15 protein-coding genes are annotated in these 19636 nt (G+C 68.9%); 10 read left to right on the top strand and 5 right to left on the bottom strand.

The features are described 5' to 3' along the window. The first annotated feature begins 4 nt into the window (after positions 1-4). The 5 genes from recD2 (at position 5) to DFR72_RS08240 (ending at position 7104) form a co-directional block, all read left to right on the top strand. Positions 5-2176 carry an SF1B family DNA helicase RecD2 gene (recD2, locus tag DFR72_RS08260; RefSeq protein WP_090066747.1) on the top strand — a complete coding sequence of 724 codons (2172 nt, stop codon included), beginning with the start codon at positions 5-7 and terminating at the stop codon, positions 2174-2176. Positions 2177-2466: 290 nt separating this feature from the next. Then, a complete protein-coding gene (locus tag DFR72_RS08255; RefSeq protein ID WP_090066796.1) occupies positions 2467-3744 on the top strand; it encodes a M14 family zinc carboxypeptidase in 1278 nt (425 codons plus the stop codon). 14 nt (positions 3745-3758) lie between these two features. Then, complete coding sequence (locus DFR72_RS08250; protein ID WP_090066746.1) at positions 3759-4844, top strand: serine hydrolase domain-containing protein; 1086 nt, start codon at positions 3759-3761, stop codon at positions 4842-4844. A gap of 101 nt (positions 4845-4945) precedes the next feature. Continuing rightward, the gene (locus DFR72_RS08245) at positions 4946-6037 is read left to right on the top strand and encodes a serine hydrolase domain-containing protein (protein WP_090066745.1); all 1092 of its coding nucleotides are present in this window, start codon (positions 4946-4948) and stop codon (positions 6035-6037) included. A 2-nt stretch (positions 6038-6039) separates the two neighbouring features. Then, positions 6040-7104 (top strand): serine hydrolase domain-containing protein, encoded by a 1065-nt coding sequence (locus tag DFR72_RS08240; RefSeq protein WP_245982654.1) that lies wholly within the window; start codon positions 6040-6042, stop codon positions 7102-7104. A 62-nt stretch (positions 7105-7166) separates the two neighbouring features. Here the strand turns inward: DFR72_RS08240 and DFR72_RS08235 are convergent, their stop codons facing one another. Further along, a complete protein-coding gene (locus DFR72_RS08235) occupies positions 7167-8780 on the bottom strand; it encodes a glycosyl hydrolase family 18 protein (protein WP_090066743.1) in 1614 nt (537 codons plus the stop codon). Between the two features lie 320 nt (positions 8781-9100). Here DFR72_RS08235 and DFR72_RS08230 point away from each other — a divergent pair, with 320 nt between their 5' ends. Further along, a complete protein-coding gene (locus tag DFR72_RS08230; protein ID WP_090066742.1) occupies positions 9101-9772 on the top strand; it encodes an HAD family hydrolase in 672 nt (223 codons plus the stop codon). On the opposite strand, the gene DFR72_RS08225 is transcribed toward DFR72_RS08230, so the two are convergent. Continuing rightward, the gene (locus DFR72_RS08225) at positions 9762-12170 is read right to left on the bottom strand and encodes an ATP-binding protein (RefSeq protein WP_090066741.1); all 2409 of its coding nucleotides are present in this window, start codon (positions 12168-12170) and stop codon (positions 9762-9764) included. The two genes, DFR72_RS08230 and DFR72_RS08225, sit on opposite strands and share 11 nt — an antisense overlap. Before the next feature lie 204 nt (positions 12171-12374). On the opposite strand from DFR72_RS08225, the gene DFR72_RS08220 reads away from it, so the two are divergent. Both DFR72_RS08220 and DFR72_RS08215 read left to right on the top strand, forming a co-directional pair. Then, on the top strand, positions 12375-13088 hold the full coding sequence (locus DFR72_RS08220; RefSeq protein ID WP_090066795.1) for a response regulator: 714 nt from the start codon (positions 12375-12377) through the stop codon (positions 13086-13088). Between the two features lie 130 nt (positions 13089-13218). Beyond that, the gene (locus DFR72_RS08215; protein ID WP_245982653.1) at positions 13219-14091 is read left to right on the top strand and encodes a DNA-3-methyladenine glycosylase family protein; all 873 of its coding nucleotides are present in this window, start codon (positions 13219-13221) and stop codon (positions 14089-14091) included. Here the strand turns inward: DFR72_RS08215 and DFR72_RS08210 are convergent. Together DFR72_RS08210 and DFR72_RS08205 are read right to left on the bottom strand one after the other, a co-directional pair. Continuing rightward, entirely contained in the window at positions 13997-14944 is a 948-nt protein-coding gene (locus DFR72_RS08210; RefSeq protein WP_090066739.1) for a serine/threonine-protein kinase, read from the bottom strand. The genes DFR72_RS08215 and DFR72_RS08210 overlap by 95 nt on opposite strands. Before the next feature lie 51 nt (positions 14945-14995). Continuing rightward, positions 14996-16378, bottom strand: coding sequence for an N-6 DNA methylase (locus tag DFR72_RS08205; protein ID WP_177224565.1), 1383 nt, complete (start codon positions 16376-16378; stop codon positions 14996-14998). Between the two features lie 53 nt (positions 16379-16431). Between DFR72_RS08205 and DFR72_RS08200 the strand changes: the two genes are divergently transcribed. Next, positions 16432-17127: a PP2C family protein-serine/threonine phosphatase gene (locus DFR72_RS08200; protein WP_090066737.1), complete on the top strand. Its 696-nt coding sequence runs from the start codon at positions 16432-16434 to the stop codon at positions 17125-17127. A gap of 22 nt (positions 17128-17149) precedes the next feature. Next, positions 17150-17758, top strand: coding sequence for an SMI1/KNR4 family protein (locus DFR72_RS08195; RefSeq protein ID WP_090066736.1), 609 nt, complete (start codon positions 17150-17152; stop codon positions 17756-17758). A 52-nt stretch (positions 17759-17810) separates the two neighbouring features. Here the strand turns inward: DFR72_RS08195 and DFR72_RS08190 are convergent, their stop codons facing one another. Then, positions 17811-19580, bottom strand: a complete 1770-nt coding sequence (locus DFR72_RS08190) for an alpha/beta hydrolase (protein ID WP_245982650.1) — start codon at positions 19578-19580, stop codon at positions 17811-17813. Between the last annotated feature and the right edge of the window lie 56 nt (positions 19581-19636).

Here is a 19636-nt window from a genome sequence, read left to right as displayed (position 1 = left end):
CGGCATGAACGTCCTCGAAGCGGTCCTGGAGAGGATCACGTACGCCAACGAGGACAACGGCTACACCGTCGCCAAGGTCGACACCGGCCGCGGTGACCTGGTCACCGTCGTCGGCGCGCTGCTCGGCGCGCAACCCGGCGAGTCGATCCGCATGCGCGGCACCTGGGGCTCGCACCCGCAGTACGGCAAGCAGTTCCACGTCGACGACTACACGACGATCCTGCCCGCGACGATCCAGGGCATCCGCCGCTACCTCGGCTCCGGCCTGATCAAGGGCATCGGCCCGGTGCTCGCGGACAAGATCGTCACCCACTTCGGCGTGGACGCCCTGGACGTCATCGAGCACTCCCCGGAACGCCTCATCGAGGTCCCGAAGCTCGGCCCCAAGCGCACCAAGCTCATCGCGGACGCCTGGGAGGAGCAGAAGGCCATCAAGGAGGTCATGGTCTTCCTGCAGGGCGTCGGCGTCTCCACGAGCCTCGCCGTCCGCGTCTACAAGCAGTACGGGGACAAGGCCATCGAGGTCGTCCGGGAGGAGCCGTACCGGCTCGCGAGCGACGTCTGGGGCATCGGTTTCAAGACCGCCGACGTGATCGCGAAGGCCGTCGGCATCCCGCACGACAGCCCGCAGCGCGTCAAGGCAGGCCTGCAGTTCACGCTTTCCGAGGCCACCACCGACGGCAACTGCTACCTGCCCGAACAGGCCCTCATCGCGGAGGCCATCAAGATCCTCCAGGTCGACACCGGCCTGGTCATCGACTGCCTGGCGGAGCTCGTCGAGGAGGAGGGCGTCGTCCGCGAGGAGCTGCCGGACGACGAGATCGCCGTCTACCTGGTCCCGTTCCACCGCGCGGAGATCTCGATGGCGGCGCAGCTCAAACGCCTGCTGCACGCCGACACCGACCGCATGCCGAGCTTCGCGGGCGTCAACTGGGACAAGGCCTTCGCCTGGCTCGGCACCGACCTGGAAGAACACCAGGCGGCGGCGGTGAAACTCGCGCTCACGGAGAAGGTCGCCGTGCTGACCGGCGGCCCCGGTTGCGGCAAGAGCTTCACGGTCCGCTCGATCGTGCGCCTGGCCCAGGCGAAACGCGCCAAGATCGTCCTGGCCGCTCCCACCGGACGCGCCGCGAAACGCCTCACCGAGCTGACCGGTCACGAGGCCCGCACCGTCCACCGCCTGCTCGAGCTCAAGCCTGGTGGCGACGCGGCGTACGACCGCGACCACCCGCTCGACGCCGACCTGGTGGTCGTCGACGAGGCCTCGATGCTGGACCTGTTGCTGGCCAACAAGCTCGTGAAGGCCGTCCCGCCCGGCGCGCACCTCCTCCTGGTGGGCGACGTCGACCAGCTGCCGTCCGTCGGCGCGGGGGAGGTGCTCAGGGACGTGCTGGCGCAGGGGAGTCCGATCCCGAACGTCCGCCTGACGCACATCTTCCGCCAGGCGCAGGAGTCCGGAGTGGTCACGAACGCCCACCGGATCAACAGCGGCGACTACCCGATCGTGCAGGGACTCCCGGACTTCTTCCTCTTCAGCGCCGACGAGGCCGAGGACGCGGCCACGCTGACCGTCGACGTCGTCGCGAACCGCATCCCGCGCAAGTTCCGCCTCGACCCGCGCAAGGACATCCAGGTCCTCGCCCCGATGCACCGCGGCCCGGCCGGCGCGGGCGCGCTCAACGCGGTGCTCCAGGAGGCCCTCACGCCCTCGCGCGACAACCTGCCGGAGAAGCGGTTCGGCGGCAGGGTGTTCAAGCTCGGCGACAAGGTCACCCAGATCCGCAACAACTACGACAAGGGCAAGAACGGCGTCTTCAACGGCACCTTGGGCGTCGTCATCGCGCTCGACCCCGTCGAGCAGAAGCTGACGATCCGCACCGACGAGGACGAGGAAGTCGACTACGAGTTCTCCGAGCTGGACGAGCTCAGCCACGCCTACGCCATGACCATCCACCGCTCACAGGGCAGCGAGTACCCGTGCGTGGTCATCCCGATCACGACCAGCGCGTGGATGATGCTGCAACGGAACCTGCTCTACACCGCCGTCACGCGCGCCAAGAAGCTCGTGGTGCTCGTGGGCAGCAAGAGGGCCATCGGCCAGGCCGTGCGCACCGTCGGCGCGGGCCGTCGCCACACGGCGCTGGCCCACCGGCTGAGGACCGGGCAGGCGTTCTGAGTTTCGTCAGTCCATGCTGCGCACGATGATCGGCTCCAGGCCCTCGTCGTCGTCCGCGGGAGAACCGCGCCACGGAAACGAGAACTCGGCGACACCGTCGTTGTAAAGGTGATCCATGGCTTGCGCTCCCGCTTCTGCACGACAACTGCACCGATGCCAGGCGGAATGGTATTGATTTTCGTCACAGCGCGCCAAACGGCCGCTCCCGAAGTCCCAAGAACCGGACGGTAATCATCCGGTCGGTCGAACCGACTGGCGGCGCCCGGCGGAACGGTCGATGATCGGTGATCATGCGGACCGCCGTCGCCCTGCTCGCCTGCCTCGCCCTCCTGTCCAGTCCTGCCCCGGCTCCGGCGGAGGGTCCACAAGCGACATACGTGCTGCGCGTGCCCGCACCGATGGGTGACTCCGCGCAACGGTTGCTGGGCCTCGGTTACGACGTGCTGGAGCAGCGCGACGGCGCCGACCTGTTCGTCGTCGGCGATCCGCAGACCCCGCAGAAGCTCCGCGGCGACGGTTTCCCGTCCACTGTCGAGACGGCGATGCCCCCGTCCCAACGGGCACCGCGCTCGCTCGGCGACGCGACCTACTACGGCGGCTACCGGACCGTGACCGCGCAGTTCGCCCACCTGAACGAGGTAGCCCGGGCACACCCCGACCTCGCGACCGTCGTCGACTACGGCGACTCCTGGCGCAAGACCCAGGGCAGCGGCGGCCACGACCTGAAGGCCATCTGCATCACCCGCAAGAGCCCAGGTGACTGCGCGTTGACGCCCACCGCGCCAAAACCGCGCCTGTTCGTCATGGGCCAGCTGCACGCCCGCGAGATCACCACCGGTGACATGGCGTGGCGGTTCATCGACGACCTGGTCGGCTCCGACCTCACCGCGAAGCTCGGTGACCTGGAGGTCTGGGTCGTCCCGATCGCCAACCCGGACGGCGTCGAGATCGTCGAGTCGGGCGGCGACACGCCCGTGCTGCACCGCAAGAACGCGAACGGCACCTGCACCTCGGGTTCACGCGGCGTCGACCTCAACCGCAACGCGGGCTCGCACTGGGGCGAGGTCGGCTCGTCCCCGAACAAGTGCAGCGAGACCTACCGGGGCACCCGCGCCGACTCCGAGGTGGAGGTGCAGGCGCTGGAGTCGTTGTGGCGCAAGCTCTACCGCGACACCCGCCCGCCCGGCGACACCGCGGCGGCCTCCGCCGACACGACCGGCGCCGTGATCTCCATGCACAGCTACGGCGACTACGTGCTCTTCCCGTGGGGCTGGAGCACGCAGAAGACGGGCAACGACGCAGCCCTGCGCAAGATGGCGAACGACCAGGCCGCACTGTCCGGTTTCACCGCGGGCCAGCCGGGCGAGCTGCTCTACAACGCGTCCGGCGCCACCGACGACTGGGTGTACGACGACCTGGGCGTGCCGAGCTTCGTCTGGGAGATCGGTGCCGGCTCCGGCAGGTGCGGTGGCTTCCTGCCGCCGTTCTCCTGCCAGCAGGACGTGCATTGGCCGAAAGTGCGTCCCATGCTCGTTTCGGCCATGAACGCAGCAAAGCGCCCGTACTGAGGCGTTGTGGAGGCATGGGGACACGCCTACTAGCAACTCTTGCCGCGTTCAGCCTGCTCTTCACCGGTACGGCGGTCGCAGACAACGACGCCCGAGTCGACCGCAGGATCGTCCAGGAGGGACTGGACGAGCTCGCCGCGACGGGCACCGCGCAGGGCACCCAGCTGCGCGTCACGGACGGCCGGAACCGCTTCACCGCGCGTTCCGGCACCGCCGAGATGAACAACCCGCGCCCGGTCCCGCTCAACGGCCGGTTCCGCGCGGGCAGCATCACCAAGTCCTTCACCTCGGCCGTCACGCTGCAGCTCGCCGGCGAGGGCAGGATCTCGCTGGACGCTCCCGTCGACCGGTACCTGCCGGGCCTGATCGACCAGCGGATCACCGTCCGCCAGCTGCTCCAGATGACCGGAGGGCTCTTCAACTACACCAACGAGCTCCCGTTCGACCCGCAGGGCTTCGAGGCGATCCGCTTCAAGCGGTGGCAGCCGGAGGAGCTCGTCGCGATCGCCACGAGCAAGCCGCTCAACTTCGAGCCCGGCACGCGGTGGGAGTACAACAACACCAACTACGTCATCCTCGGCATGCTGATCGAGAAGGTCACCGGCCGGAAGTACGAGCAGGTCGTCGCACAACGAGTCCTGAAGCCGTTGCACCTCGACGAGACCACGTTCCCGGGCAACGACCCGGAGATCCGCGGCCCGCACGCCCATTCGTACGGGATCGTGAACGGGCAGCCGGTCGACACGACGCGCTGGAACCCGTCCGTGTTCTGGGCCGTCGGTGACGTCATCACGACCACCAGGGACCTCGACACCTTCTACACCGCGCTGCTCACCGGCAAGCTCCTCGAGCCCGCCCAGCGGGCCGAACTCACGAAGACGACCGCGGTGAGCACCGACTACGGCCTCGGCGTGTTCGTGGAGAAGGCCCCGTGCGGCACCACGATCATCGGCCACCCCGGCGGCGTGCCGGGCTTCGCGAGCTACGCCTACTCGACGCCGGACCTGAAGCGCCGCGCGGAGTTCTCCATCTCCACCGGCGTCGGCACGGGTGACCCGAATCCCGCCTTCGCGAAGCTGATCAACGAGATCTTCTGCTGAACGGAGCAAGGGTTTCGCCGACGTTCTCAGCAAAACCCCTAGGGCCTTCGTACGACTGAAGGTGGATGCGCGCTGACGCCCCGCCTCGACAGGGTGTGAGCATGGGGATTCGATTGGTAGCCACAGTCACCGCGACGAGCCTGCTGGCTCTGACCACGGTGGGCGTCGCGTCGGCGGACACGTCGAGCGTCGATCGCAAGGTCGTCCAGCAGGCTCTCGACCAGATCACGCAGAGCGGGGCGGCTCTGGGCGTGCAGGCCAGGGTCACGGACGGGCGGCAGCAATTCACCGCCGGTTCCGGCAAGGCCGAGCTGAACAGCACCAGGCCGGTGCCGCAGAACGGCAGGTACCGCGTCGGCAGCATCACCAAGACGTTCGTGTCGACGGTGACGTTGCAGCTCGCGGGGGAGGGGAAGGTCGACCTGGACGCACCGGTCGTGCGTTACCTGCCTGGCCTGATCGACAGCCGCATCACCGTCCGCCAGGTGCTGCAGCACACGAGCGGGCTCTTCAACTACACCAACGCGTTGCCGCTCAGCCCGGACGAGTTCGAGCAGATCCGCTACAAGAACTGGTCACCGCAGGAGCTGCTCGCGCTCTCCACGAGCAAGCCGCTCGACTTCGAGCCCGGCACGCAGTGGAACTACTCCAACACGAACTACGTCGTCGCCGGCCTGCTGGTCGAGAAGATCACCGGCAAGCCGTACGAGAAGGCCGTCGAGCAGCGGATCCTGAAGCCGTTGCGCCTCAAGGACACCGAGGTGCCGGGCGACAAGGCCGGCATCAGCGGCCCGCACGCGCGCGCCTACTGGACCGTCGCGGGCAAGCCGTCCGAGATCACCCGCCTGAACCCGTCGGTCGCCTGGGCCGCCGGCGAGATGATCTCCACGACCCGTGACCTCGACACGTTCGTCACCGCCCTGTCGAGCGGCAAGCTGCTCAAGCCCGCGCAGCAGCAGGAGATCAGCAAGACCACGGCCGTGAGTCCCGAGTACGGGCTCGGCCTGCAGGTGCAGACGCTGCCGTGCGGCACCAAGGTGTGGGGTCACGGCGGCGGCATCCCCGGCTACTCGTCGGAGATGATGACCACGCCCGACAGCAAGAAGCGGTTCGAGCTCAACGCCACCAGCGGCCCCACCCAGGGCGACCCCGGTGACGCCTTCACCAAGCTCCTCACCGAGGTCTTCTGCTGATCATGAAACTGGTAGCCGCACTCACCGCGGCCACCCTGCTCGCCACGGCCGGTGTCGCTTCGGCGGCACCGGCCCGGCAGGGTGCCGTGCAGGAGATCATCGACCAGCTCACGGCGTCCGGTGGCGCACTGGGCATCCAGGCGCGGATCAACGGACGTGACACCGTCCGCTCCGGCGTCGCCGAGCTGGGTTCCCGGAAACCCGTACCGCACAACGGAACCTTCCGCATCGGAAGTGTCACCAAGCCGTTCGTGTCGACCGTGGTCCTGCAGCTCGCGGGGGAGGGGAAGCTCGGCCTGGACGCGCCGGTCGTCCGCTACCTGCCCGGCCTGGTCGACGACCGCATCACCGTCCGTCAGCTGCTGCAGCACACCAGCGGCCTCCACAACTACACGGACTCGATGCCGCTCGACCCGGCCGGGTTCCCGTCGATCCGCTTCAGGACGTGGAAGCCTCAGGAGCTGCTCGCGATCGCCACGAGCAAGCCGCTCGACTTCGAGCCCGGTACGAGTTGGAACTACTCCAACACGAACTACGTCGTGGCGGGTCTGCTGGTCGAGGAGGTCACCGGCAGACCGTTCCAGCAGGCGGTCGAGCAGCGGATCATCAAGCCGTTGCGGCTCAAGGACACCGTGCTGCCCAGGAACTCGGTGGAGGTGCCCGGCCCGCACGCCCACGGTTACTTCCCCGATGCTTCCGGCAAACCCGTGGACGTCACGCGGCTCAACCCGTCGTGGGGCGGGGCGGCGGGGGAGATGATCTCGACGACCCGCGACCTGGACACGTTCCTGACGGCCCTGCTGGCCGGAAAGCTGCTCAAACCTGTGCAGCAGAGGGAACTCACGAAGACGACGACGGTGAGTCCCGGCTACGGCCTGGGCATCGCGGTCGCGTCGTTGCCCTGCGGCACGAAGGTCTACGGCCACGACGGCCAGATCCACGGCTACGGGACGATGATGGTCGGCACGCCGGACGGCAAGCGCCTCGAGCTGTCCCTCACCGAGGCCGCCGACGGCGGTACCCCCGGCGACGGCTACAGCAGGCTGCTGGACCAGGTGTTCTGCTGATCTAGGGGCAAAACAAAAGGGGAGCTGGGTTGACCCAGCTCCCCTCCCGGCGTTGAGAAGGACTACCCGAGGGCGTTCTTCATCGCTGTGATCAACTCACCGTTCGCGGTGTCACCCGTGAGCTCCCAGAAGAACGCGCCGCCCAGGCCCTGGCTGCGTGCCCACTGGATCTTGCTGGTGATCGTCTGCGGGGTGTCGTAGCTCCACCACTGGCCGTTGCAGAACGCGTAGGCCGTGCCGGCGATGGTGCCGGTGGCGGGGCACTTGGTCTTCAGGACCTTGTAGTCCTCGATGCCCGCCTCGAAGGTGCCCGGAGCCGGACCCGTCGCCGTGCCACCGGGGGCAGCCTGCGTCACACCGGTCCAGCCGCGGCCGTAGAAGCCGATGCCGAGCAGGAGCTTGCTGGCCGGAACGCCCTTGGAACGCAGCTTCGAGATCGCGGCCTCGGAGTTGAAGCCGGCGGTCGGGATGCCGCTGTAGGACGTCAGCGGGGAGTGCGGAGCCGTCGGGCCCTGAGCCGCCCACGCACCGAAGTAGTCGTACGTCATGACGTTGTACCAGTCGAGGTACGCGGACGCGGGACCGTAGTCGGCGGCGTCGATCTTGCCGCCGGCGGAACCGTCGGCCGTGATCGCCGCGGTGACGAGGAAGTTCTGGCCGAACTTGTTGCGCAGCGCCTGCGCCATGTTCTTGAACGCGGCCGGACCACTCGTGTCGCAGGAGAGGCCACAGGCGTTCGGGTACTCCCAGTCGATGTCGATGCCGTCGAACAGGCCCGCCCAGCGCGGGTCCTTGAGCAGCGAGTAGCAGGAGTCGACGAAGGCCGGCAGGTTGCGCGAAGCCTCGCCGAAGCCACCGGACCAGGTCCAGCCACCGAAGGAGTACAGCACCTTGAGGTGCGGGTACTTCTTCTTCAGCTTGAGCAGCTGGTTGAAGTTGCCGCGCACCGGCGCGTCCCACACGTCAGCGACGCCGTCGACGCTCTCCGCCGCCGTCATCGACTTCTCGATGGCGGGGAAGGTCTCGCCGATGGTGCACTTGCCGCCGACCACGTTGCCGAACGAGTAGTTGATGTGCGTGAGCTTCGACGCCGAACCCGAGGTGTCGATGTTCTTCACCTGGTAGTTGCGCGCCGGGTACACACCCCACTCCGCGAAGTAGCCCAGGTTGATCTTCCCGGGAGGAGGCGGCGGACCAGTCGTGGTCGTCGTGGTGGTGGTGGTCGTCGTAGTCGTGGACGTCGTCGTGGTGGTCGTCGGGTTGGTCCCGCCGGCCTCGCACGAGCCACCGTTGAGCTTGCAGTTGGTCGGCGCACCGAACGTGCCGGAGTAGGAGCCGTTGAAGCCGAAGCTCACCGACCCGCCGACACCGATGCTGCCGTTCCAGGTGTTCTTGACCGTGACGGTCTGACCGCTCGTCGTGTACGAGCCGTCCCACAGCGAGGTGACCTTGTGGTTGGCGGGGAGCGTGAACTCGACGGTCCACGCGGTCAGGGCCGCCGCGCTGTTGTTCTTGATCGTGTACTTGCCCTCGAAGCCCGTTCCCCAGTCAGAACCCTTGGAGAACGTGGCGGAAACGCCACCGGCACCGCTAGCAGCGGGCACGACGACGATTCCGAGGACCATCGCGGCGACAGCCGCGAAGAGAGCAGCTAGATGCCATCGGGACTTGGACATCGGTCTCCTCAGTCGCAGGGGGTACCGGGAACGATGTGGTTTAGACCACTCGAAGGTCAAGGTCTAGACCTCTGCCGTCACTCGAATGGAGCAGTTCGAAAACGGTTTAGCTGCCCCGGCCGGGCCGGTCTCCGTCTAGTTGGTTGACCATTTGGGGACTTCCGAGACGACAGCCCTCCGCACGTTCGCACCTTCGGGTCAAACCGACTGGTCCGCCGAGCGTCACCACCATCCGTTCCCAACGATGAGGACGTGAACCTCACCGTTCCTGAACAGGCAAAACGCATACCAGGCCACGACGAGGACGGCGGTGTCGCACGATGACGCTGCTCGCGACCGTCTTCGACCTCGACGAGACCCTCGTCGACAGCGCCGCGACGTGGAACCAGGTGATCGGCACCGTCGCTGCCCGCCACGGCCACCGCTGGACCGGTGCCGACTGGACGGCGATCCAGGGTACGTCGACCTGGAGCGCTTACCTCGCCGAACGGTGCCGCGGCCTCACGCCGGAGCGCGCGTCGTCCGAGTGCGTGGACGGCATGGTCGACGCGATCGCGCGTGGCACGTTCGGGCTGCTGCCCGGCGCGGCCGAACTCGTTGCCCTGGCGGCGGAACTCGGGCCGGTCGGGCTGGTGTCGGCGTCACCGCGCAGGTACGTGCGGGCCGCCGCGTCGGCGTCCGGGCTGCGCAGGCACGTCGAGGCGATCGTGACGGGTGACGACGTCGTGAACGGCAAGCCAGCGTCCGACCCGTACCTGCTCGCCGCGCGCAAGCTCGGCCTTGATCCCGTGAACGTCCTCGCGGTCGAGGATTCGGCATCGGGCATCCGGTCGGCGCATGCGGCCGGGATGACGGTGCTCGCGATTCCCAACGCCGCCACGGCCCGCGACTCCGAGGTGCTGGAGCTGGCGGCGTGCACGGTGTCCGACGCCCGTGTCGCGGCCAAGGAGATCTGCCGGCTGTGGGTGGAGGTCTACGCGCTCAGCCGATAGCGCGCTCCGCACCCCAGGCCGCGATGTCCTCCCGGCTCTGCAGCCCCAGCTTGTCCCGCAGCCGCTGCAGCCGGGAGGCCACGGTACGCACGGACACGTTGAGCCGGTTCGCGATCTGCTGGTTCGTGAGCCCGCTCGCCAGCAACGCGACCACCCGCCGCTCGTGGTCGTCGAGCGAGTCGAACGCCGCCTCGGTGCGGTCCAGCCACACCTCGTCCTGGATGAACGCCTCGGTGTCGGCGGCGGTCAACGGGATGGCCGCGGCCTCTGCGCGCGCGACGGGCAGCATCAGCCGTGCGGTTCGCATGGCCCCGGCGACCTTCTCCGCCCAGAACGGGTTCGGCACCACACCGACAGACCGGCGCATGGCCCGTCCAGTTGCTTCTAGCCGTAGCGCGCGCTCGGCCTGACCGCGCGTCAACGCGACCACGGCGAGGCCTTCCAAGGCGTCGGGAGCGGTCAGCGGGTTGAGGCCGTCCATCCGCAACGCCTCCTGGAAGGCGTGGGTGGCCTCGTCCAGGTCGCCCTGCACCAACGCGACGGCGCCGCGTGTGTTGAGAGCGGAGGCGATGCGCGCGGGAACGCCCGACGCGCGCGAGATGGGCAGCGCCGACATGACGTTCTTCTCGGCGCGTTCGTGCTTGCCCAGTGACAACGCCGTGCGCGCCAGATCGACCAACGCCGTCGCACGCGCGAGCGGTTCGCCCAGCAACTCCGCGACGCGCAGGCACTCGGTGTTGTTCTCGACCGACGCCTCCCACTCACCCGACGACTGCTGGACCGCCGCCAGCGTGCTGCGGCTGCTCATCACCAGCGCGGGCTGCCCGATGTCCCTGACCAGCCGCGACGCCTCGGCGGACAGTTCGGCGGCCTCGGCGTGATCACCCTGTCCTGCCGCGAACCGGGCGGCGTGGTTCAGCGCGACGCAGCGGTAGTCGTCCCGGGTGGACGGTCGCCGCAGCGCGTCCCGCAGCATCACCCGTGCCTGGCCGAGCAGTCCGCGTCGCGCGGTGCAGTCCGCAAGGGCCGCGGTGAGCAGCAGCAACCGTTCGTCGGCGCGATCGGCTGCCCACTCGACGGTGCCGAGCAGGCTGTCGACGTGGTTGTCGAGCTTGTGCTGCACGTCCGCGGGCATCGACAACGGTGCGGTGATCAGCACGTCCGACAGGTCCGTGAACCAGCGGGCGAGCGCCTCGTAGGCGACGTCCAGCTCGCCGGCCGCCAGCAGCTTCTCCCTGGCGTGCAACCGGATCGTCTCCAGCTGGCGAAACCTCGTGGTGCCGGGGATGGCCGCCAGCAACGACTTCGCCTGCAGCCGCGACAGCACGTCCAGCACGGGTTCCGCGGAGCGTTCCGACGAGCAGACCTCGTTGGCCGCGGCCAGGTCGAACCCGCCGTCGAAGACGGAAAGCCGCCGCAGCGCGAACTGCTCGTCCGGCTGCAGCAGCTGGTAGCTCCAGTCGATGGCCTCGCGCAGCGAACTCTGGCGCGACGGCGACTTCCGGCAGCCCAGCGTCAGCAGTTCCAGCGGCTCGTCCATGCGGTCGCAGATGGCCGTGACCGGCAACAACTGCACCCAACGTGCCGCCAGTTCGATCGCGAGCGGCATGCCTTCCAGCCGCGCGCACAACAGGGCGACCGCGGCGGTGTCGTCGAGGGTCAGCCGGAAGTCGGGCTTGCGCTCACGGGCCCTGGCCACGAACAGCTTCACGGCCTCCGAGCGCGGCGCCGCCATCGTGACCATGTCCCGATCCGTGGAGGGAACGGGCAGACCCTCTACGTGGAAGCTGACCTCGCCGGTGATCCACAGGGCCTCGCGCGACGTCGCGAGCACCCGGACGCCGGGGCAGCGGTTGAGCAGCACGTCGGTGAGTTCGGCGCACGTGTCGAGGAGGTGCTCGCAGTTGTCGAGGACCACGAGCACTTTCATGTTCACGAGCGTCTCGACCACGGTGTCGCGCAACGGTTCGTCGGACTGGACGGTGACCCCGAGCGCGTCAGCGAGGGCAGGCATGACGTCTCGGGAAGCGGTGATCTCGCCCAGCGCGACGAGGAGGACCCGGTCGGTTCGCCCGCGTCGCAGCCTTCCAGCAGCCTCCAGCGCGAGCCTCGTCTTGCCCGCACCCGCACTGCCGACGAGCGTAACGAGACGATGCCTGCGCAACAGCTGGTCGAGCTTCGAGAGCTCCTGCTGGCGGCCGATGAACGTGTCGCGCGCGGCGGGCAGGTTCGAGAGCACCCGCACGTTCTGCCTGGTGACGGGCGTTGCCGTGGACACGGTGACGCGGCGCCGATACGCGCGCTGCCGGCATGCGTTGGAGCAGTAGGACCTGCGTTGTTCGGAGGTGGCGGGAGGCATCGTGCCGTCGCACAGCGCGCAACGCCCGTTGCTGGTCATGAGTCCCTCTCCTCAAGCCGTAACGGCAGGCTGTTCCTGTCTCGGTCCGGCGTTTTCGCAGTTCGCGGGCGGTGAACCGGCACATGCAACCCGTTACGCCTGCGTGTGCGTGAGACGGTTCGCAACCTGTTCGTTATGCCTGCCTTCCCGTGGTCCTCGTTCGGGAACAAACTGGTGACTGGTCCGGTCTGACAGGGAGTGCGCATGACGTTGACGACGAGCACCTCGTGGGCGAGCGCAGGTCTGCAACTGGTGGACAAACCGCGCACGATCACCGTCGGCGTCGCCGACGACGAGGTTCTGATCCGCACCGGAGTCCGCGGTGTGCTGGAACGCGCCGGCAACGTCGTGGTGGTCGGCGAGGCCGGTGACGGTGGCGGAGCGCTCGAACTCGCGCGGCGCCAGCGTCCGCAGGTGTTGCTGATGGACGCCTCCATGCCCGGCATGGAAGGCCTCGCGGCGGTCCGGATGGTGCGCAGGCACGTGCCGGGCACGCAGGTGATCATGCTGTGCACGCCGCCGACCGAGGAGATGCTCTTCCCCGCGTTGCGCGCCGGCGCGGCGGGCTTCCTGTTCAAGAGCGGCGAACCCGACGCGCTGGTGAACGCCGTGCGCGCCGTCGCCGCCGGAGAGGCGATCCTCTCGCCGTCCGCGACGCGTGCGTTGATCGACCACTTCACCGGCGCCGACTCGGAACGCCGTGACGCCGCGCGCAGCCGCATCGGCCTGCTCACCCGGCGCGAGCAGGAAGTGTTGGTGTACCTGGCGCAGGGCATGGCGAATGCACGGATCGCACGGCTCATGTACCTCTCAGAAGGGGCTATCAAGGCCCACGTCAGCCGACTGCTGACGAAACTTCGGTGCGACAACCGCGTCCAGGCCGCTCTCATCGCACGCGACGCCGCCCTTCCATGCTGAAACCGACAACTGCTGCCACGGCGCGACGGTCAGCCTAGCCACGGATTTTCTCGCCGCGAAGCAGGTCACCCGGTTGGCCCCGTCCGGAATGATGTCGCTTTCCCGCCAGCGTCTCGGCAGGAATGGCGTCATGCTGGTGGACATGCCGCCGGCCACGTTCTCGGAACAGTTGCACTTTCAAGCACCACTGTGGCCCGACAGCCTGTTCGGCCACCTCATCGCCACCGCCGTGCCCGGAGTGGAGGAGTGGCGCAACGGTGTCTACCGGCGAACCTTGCGACTTCCTTGCGGTTTCGGCATCGCGTCTTTGCGGCCGTTCCCGGATCACGTCGCGTGCACGCTGGAACTCTCGGACTCTCGCGATTCGGCTAGTGCTCTAGACCTTTGCCGGTTTCTGCTGGACCTCGACGCCGATCCATTAGCGGTCGATGCGGCGTTGTCCGCGGATCCCCTTTTGGCGCCGTTGATTTCGGCTGCTCCTGGGCGTCGTGTGCCCCGCACGGTCGACGGCGCGGAGTTCGCTATCCGGGCCGTGCTGGGTCAACAGGTGTCGACGAAGGCCGCGCGCACGCACGCCGCACGCCTCGTAGCGGCCTTCGGCAAGCCAGTCGGGGACCTGTTCCTGTTCCCGCTGTCGTTCGATCCCGCGGCGCTGGCGATGCCCGAGTCCCGCCGCCGCACGATGGCCGCGTTGCTGGGCGCCCTCGAGTCCGGTTTGGACCTGTCTCCCGGGGCGGACCGGGCCGTTGCGCGCGAGTGGCTTTCGTCGCTGCCGGGCTTCGGTCCGTGGACCGTCGAGTCGATCCTGATGCGCTCTTTGGGCGACCCCGACGCGTTCCTGCCGACCGACCTGGGCGTCCGGCTGGCCGCCGAGGCCCTGGGACTGCCGTCGACGCCCGCGGCGCTGGTCAGGCGCTCGGAGGCGTGGCGGCCGTGGCGTGCGTACGCGGTGCAGCACCTGTGGGCGACCGGTGATCACGAGGTGAACCGAATCCCGGCCTGACCTGCACGCTCGAGTACATCGCCGTCGAGCCGTCCCGCACGAACCCGGGCAACGCCGGCGGGTCCTGCGCGAACCCCTGCAGGTCTTCGAAAACCTCCAGCGCCGTCGCCGGCCGCCCGTCGGGTTCCTTGGCCAGCAACCGTTGCACCAACGGGTCGAGCGCGCCCTCGACCGGCCGCGGTGCCTCCTTGACGTGCTTGTCGAACACCGCGTAGGCCGTCGGGCCGGTGAAGAGTTGTTCGCCCGTCAGCATCTCGTGCAGAACGCACCCCAGCGCGTACAGGTCGCTTCGGGGCTCGGCGGTGCCGCGCTGGATCTGCTCCGGCGCCATGTACGAGGGCGTGCCGAGGATCTGACCGGCCCGGCTGAACGGCGCGACGTCGCTCTCCCGCAGCAGCGCGAGGCCGAAGTCCAGCACCTTCACCGCCCCGTCCGGGCAGAGCATCAGGTTGGTGGGCTTGAGATCCCGGTGGCAGATGCCCTGGTCGTGCGCCGCCGCCAGCACCGCGGCCGTCTGCGCGGCGATGTTCGCGGCCCAGGCCTCGGGCAGCGGGCCGAACTCGCCGACCAGTTCGTCGACCGTGACGCCGTCGACGAACTGCATGACCTGGAAGAGGCGCTGCTCGAACGTCCCGAAGTCGTACAGGACGGGCACTCCGGGGTGTTCCAGCCTGGCGACGATCCGCGCCTCACGCGCGAAGCGCTGCGCCACCTCGTCGTCGCTGCCGGGCAGCCGCAGCAGCTTGACCGCGACGCGCCGATCCAGGCGCAGGTCCCGGCCCTTGTGCACGGCACCCATGCCACCCCGCCCCAGCGGCAGGTCGTCGATCTCGTAGCGGTCGGCGATCAGCACCCCGGGAGCCTAACCGCCGTCACCTGGTCGCCGACCCCGCGCTTCCCGGCATCACGCAGGCCCGACCTGTCCGCTCAGGAGTCCGCTGTAGCCCAGGCGGACCAGGGTGGCGGCCTCGTCCAGACCCGCTTCCAGCGCCTTGAGCTGCGCGAACGCCCGTCCGTACCGTTGTTGTTCCGCCAGCGGCAGCGACGGCACCTGCGTCCGGCGCACGTCCAGCCGGGTCGAGCCGGTCGGTGTCCTGGCGAACGCGGCGCGCAGCACGCCCTCGAGGAAGTCGGGGTCGACCTTGCGCGGATCGATCTCGTACGTCGCGCCGGTGGGGGACGTGACGACGTGCGGGCCGGGGGCCGCGCGGACCAGCTCGCCGATCGTCGTCATCGGGGGAGCGTCCTGGTGCCGCAACTCGGGCAGCGGGGGCAGGCCGAACGTCGGCTGCGCCGCGAGGTAGGCGGACGCGTCGGTGCCGCTGCGGCGTGACGGACTGAGGTCGACGTCGTCGTCCAGCAGGTCGATGACCCGCGTGTTCGGGTCGAGCGGGCCCGGTGCCTGCAGGAGCGCGATCTGTTCGGGCGCGCGGCCGATCGGATTGCGCAGCAGCCACAGGTCGCGTCCCGGCTGCACGGTCATCACCGCGCGCACCGCCCCGGCGCGCAGCAGGTTGCCGCGGATCCGCTTGCCGGGCCTGCGCGACGCCGCCGCCGACGGCAGCAGCACCGCCACCAGCCCGCCGGGTTTCGCCAGCGACAGGGCGTGCTGCAACCAGGCCAGCTCCGGTTCGCCGCGGGGCGGCAGGCCGTAGGTCCACCGGGCGTCGCCGACCAGTTCCTCGTGCCCCCACGCCCGGTCGTGCCACGGCGGATCGCACACCACCGCGTCGGCCTTCACCTGCACCCCGTTGTGCCGCAACGAGTCGCCGGTGAAGATCTGCGCGGCCGGCATCCGGCGCCGCGCGATGACCGCCGACACGGGATCGAGCTCCTGCCCGATCTTGTTCCGCGCCCTCGACGCCTTCAGCAGGCTCCCCGTGCCGCACGCCGGATCGATCACCGTGTCGCCGTCCGTCGTGGCCAGGACGACCTCGACGACCTCGGGCGGAGTGGGGTTCAGCAGCCGGGAGTGGGCCTCCAGGTACCGCTCGTGCAGGAACTCGAACGTCTCCGCGTCGGCGTCGACCGCGGCCAGTGCCTCACCGAGCTTCAGGTCGTCCGCGGTCCGCAGTTGCGTCCACAACCGCTCGGCCGGCGAGACCCGGAACGGCTTCCCGTTGCGCCGAAGCCATGACTCCACGTCGCGCAACAGGTACAACGGACTGGAGGCCGTCCCACCGACCGGCGATGGGAAGTCCTCGAACCGGCGCCGCCAGTTCGACACGGCCGCCCGCCCCACATCGGCGAGGCGCGCTATGTCACCGGCGTTGACCGTCTCATCCATGTTCACAACCGTATTGCTTGTGAACTCACTTCACAACTGATCTACTGGGAGACATGACACACGAGCTGCGCATCGCCGTGGCGACCGATCCTGGGCTCGTCCGCGAGCACAACGAGGATTCGGTCTACGTCCGCGCGGACCTGCAGGCCGTGGCGGACGGCATGGGCGGCCACGAGCACGGTGAAGTGGCCAGCGCGCTCGCGGTCGACGTCCTCGCGGGCTGGGAGGGCGACCTGGGCCCGGCCGTGGCCGAGATCGCGCGCAGGCTCGACGCCGAGACGCCCCAGGGCGCCGGCACCACGCTGACGGCCGTCCGGTGGGAGGGCCTCGCCTTCCAGCTGGCGCACATCGGCGACTCCCGCGCGTACGTGCTCAGGGAAGGCGAGCTCCGCCAGATCTCCCACGACCACACCATGGTCCAGGCGCTGGTGGACGCCGGTCGCATGACGCCGGAGGAAGCCCTGGTGCACCCGCGCCGCGCCTACGTGCTGCGCGCCCTGCAGTCCGGCAACTCGCACGACCCGGACCTCTCGTGGCACCAGGCCAAGATCGAGGACCGTTACCTGCTCTGCAGCGACGGCCTGACCGACTACACCGACCTCGGCGACGTCCACGACGTCCTCCTGTCCACTGAGGACGGCACCGACGCGGCCTGGCAGCTGATCGCGCTGGCGAACGGCAACGGCGGCCCGGACAACATCACCTGCGTGATCATCGACGTCGTCCGCAAAAAGTGGTGGCAGCGCTAGCGGATCCCGTTGCGGTCACGGCGTGACGAGAGGCGTTGACCTGGGGAGCACGGCCGCGCGCCGCCTGGCCGAGCTGGAGTGCTGTGAGATCGCACCAGGGCTGACCGACGCGGAGTTCGCCCGCATCGAGGCCGAGCACGGTGTCGAGTTCGCCGACGACCACCGGGCGTTCCTCGCGGCCGGGCTGCCGGTGAACAGCCCCTTCGAGCCGGAACCGGGTGTCTTCCACACCTGGGAGCAGCCGTGGCCCGAGTGGCGTGGAGGCGACCAGACCGGACTTCGCGAGCAGCTCGACTGGCCGGTCCGGAGGGTGTTGGAAAAGGTCGAGACCGGCGGCCACTGGAACCGGGCCTGGGGTGAGCGGCCGGACGCACCCGAGGCAGCGGTGGAAGTGGCGCGGCAGGCGCTCGCGGAGGCGCCCAGGCTGGTGCCGGTCTACGGGCACCGGTTCCTGCCCGCGGGGCGCGGCACGTCCGGGCACCCGGTTCTGTCCGTGTGGGGAACGGACATCATGTGCTACGGCACCGATCTGGCCGACTACGTCGACCGGGAGTTCCGCAACCCCACGCCCGAGTTCCCGGACGACTGGGCACCGCGGGCCACCGTGCCGTTCTGGCGCGAGTACTCGTGAATGGAAACGGCCCCCGGCGCATCGCGCCGAGGGCCGCAGCTCTACAAGGGTGTTACAGGTTGGCCGGCATGCCCGACTCGTCGGCGCTCGCCGTCGAGGAACCGCTCAGCAGGTCCTTGACGATCTTGTTGGCTTCCTTCACCGCGGGCGTGATCATCTTGATCTTCACCTTGCCGTTGGTGAGCTTGCCGCCGACGTCGAACGTCTTGTCCTCACCGGGCAGCGGAAGCGCCTGGCAGCCCGTGAACTGCTTGCGCGGGGTGGCGCCGGTCTGGAAGAAGAAGACGATCGGGTCGTCGACGCAGTCCGTGTTGTACGGGAACAGGCCGTGCGAGCCCTCGTTGTCGACGCTGATCAGCTTGGCGTTCGGCAGCGCCTTCGCCGTGGCGAGGCCGCCCTCGTACGCGGTGGCGGCGTCGAGCTCGGACTGCGCGACCAGCAGACGCGGGAACGTCTTCTTGTCCGGCTTCGGCATGGCGTTCTTCGTCGGCCAGTACGCGCACAGCGGGGTGCTCATGAACGGCGCGATGAACGGCGCGTTCACGGTCAGGTCCGCGAGCCAGTAGTTCCAGTAGTGCAGGTTCTGGTTCCACTGACCGTCCTGGCAGCGGATCGCCTCGAACGTCGCGTCCCAGGTCTCGACCTCGGCGGCGGCGGTCGTGGTCTTCACCGCGACGCGCTCCTTCTTGGCGATCGCGGCGAGCGCGTTGGCCTTGGCCTTCGCGATGAACGCCTTGTTCTCGTCGGTGAGGCCCTTGGTGGCCAGCATCTTCGAGACGAGCTGCTCGACCTTCTCGGCGTCCGTGCCGGTGGCCGGGGTGCCGATCACCGCGGACACCGCGGCGGCGGCGGTCGGGTACTGGCTCGTGTCGTACATGGCCGGGATCACGAACCACGCGACGAACAGCTGACCCACGAACTCACGGGTGCCGCCGACCTTCTCCCAGTTGCGGCGGATCTCCATCGGGTCGGTGCCCTGGCCGTACTCGGCGTCGTTGCGCGCCATGTACGGCAGCAGCGCCTCCTGGAACTGGCGGTCGCGGGTGCGCGGCTGCAGGTCCCAGGTGTTCTCGAGCGTCGTCTGCGAGGCGTCGACGGCCGAGTCGAGCAGGAAGCGGTGCGCCTTGCTCGGGAACGTGGCGGCGTACCAGGTGCCGAGCCACGTGCCGTAGGAGTAGCCGATGTAGCTCATCTTCTTCTCGCCGAGCACGACGCGGATGAAGTCCATGTCGTATGCGGTCTGCTCGGTGGTGATGAACTTGGTCAGCGGGTTCTCGAGGCAGCCGTCGACCTTCGCCTTGTTCAGCACGTTGATGTCCGTGCTGTTCGGGACGGTGTAGCTGCAGGTGAGAGGCGAGGAGAGGCCGACACCGCGCGGGTCGAAGCCGATGAAGTCGTACTGGCCGGCGAGGACCGGGGTGCGCAGGGCCATGGCCGCGCCCCACGGCAGGCCGGAGCCGCCGGGGCCACCGGGGTTGACCAGCGCGATGCCCTGGCGGCTGGTGCCCTTGTACGCGGTCTCGGTCTTGGAGACGCGGATGCCGATCGTGTTGCCGTCGGCCGGGTTGTGCCAGTCGCGCGGGACCTGGATGGTCGCGCAGGCGAGACCCTTGACGGTCTTGAACTTCTTGACGGTCTCCTCTGCCACGCCGGGGAAGGTGCACTCCTCCCAGGTCACCTCCTGCGTGGCGAGGGCACCCGCGAGTGCCTGGGTGTCCGGGTCCTGCTTGGCGGCCGCGCTCGCCGTCGGCGTGAGCACGATGCTCGTCGCGATCAGCGCCCCTGTGACCGCGGCGATGCCGCCTCTGAAGTACTTCCTCACGGTAGATCCCTTCCTGCCCCCGCACGGCCTGGGTAAGACCGCGCTTGCAACAGAGG

It is taken from the genome of Lentzea flaviverrucosa, from assembly GCF_003350445.1.
Lineage (GTDB): Bacteria > Actinomycetota > Actinomycetes > Mycobacteriales > Pseudonocardiaceae > Lentzea > Lentzea californiensis.
Note: the sequence above shows the minus strand (reverse complement) of the source record. Positions and strands in the feature narration are given on the sequence as shown.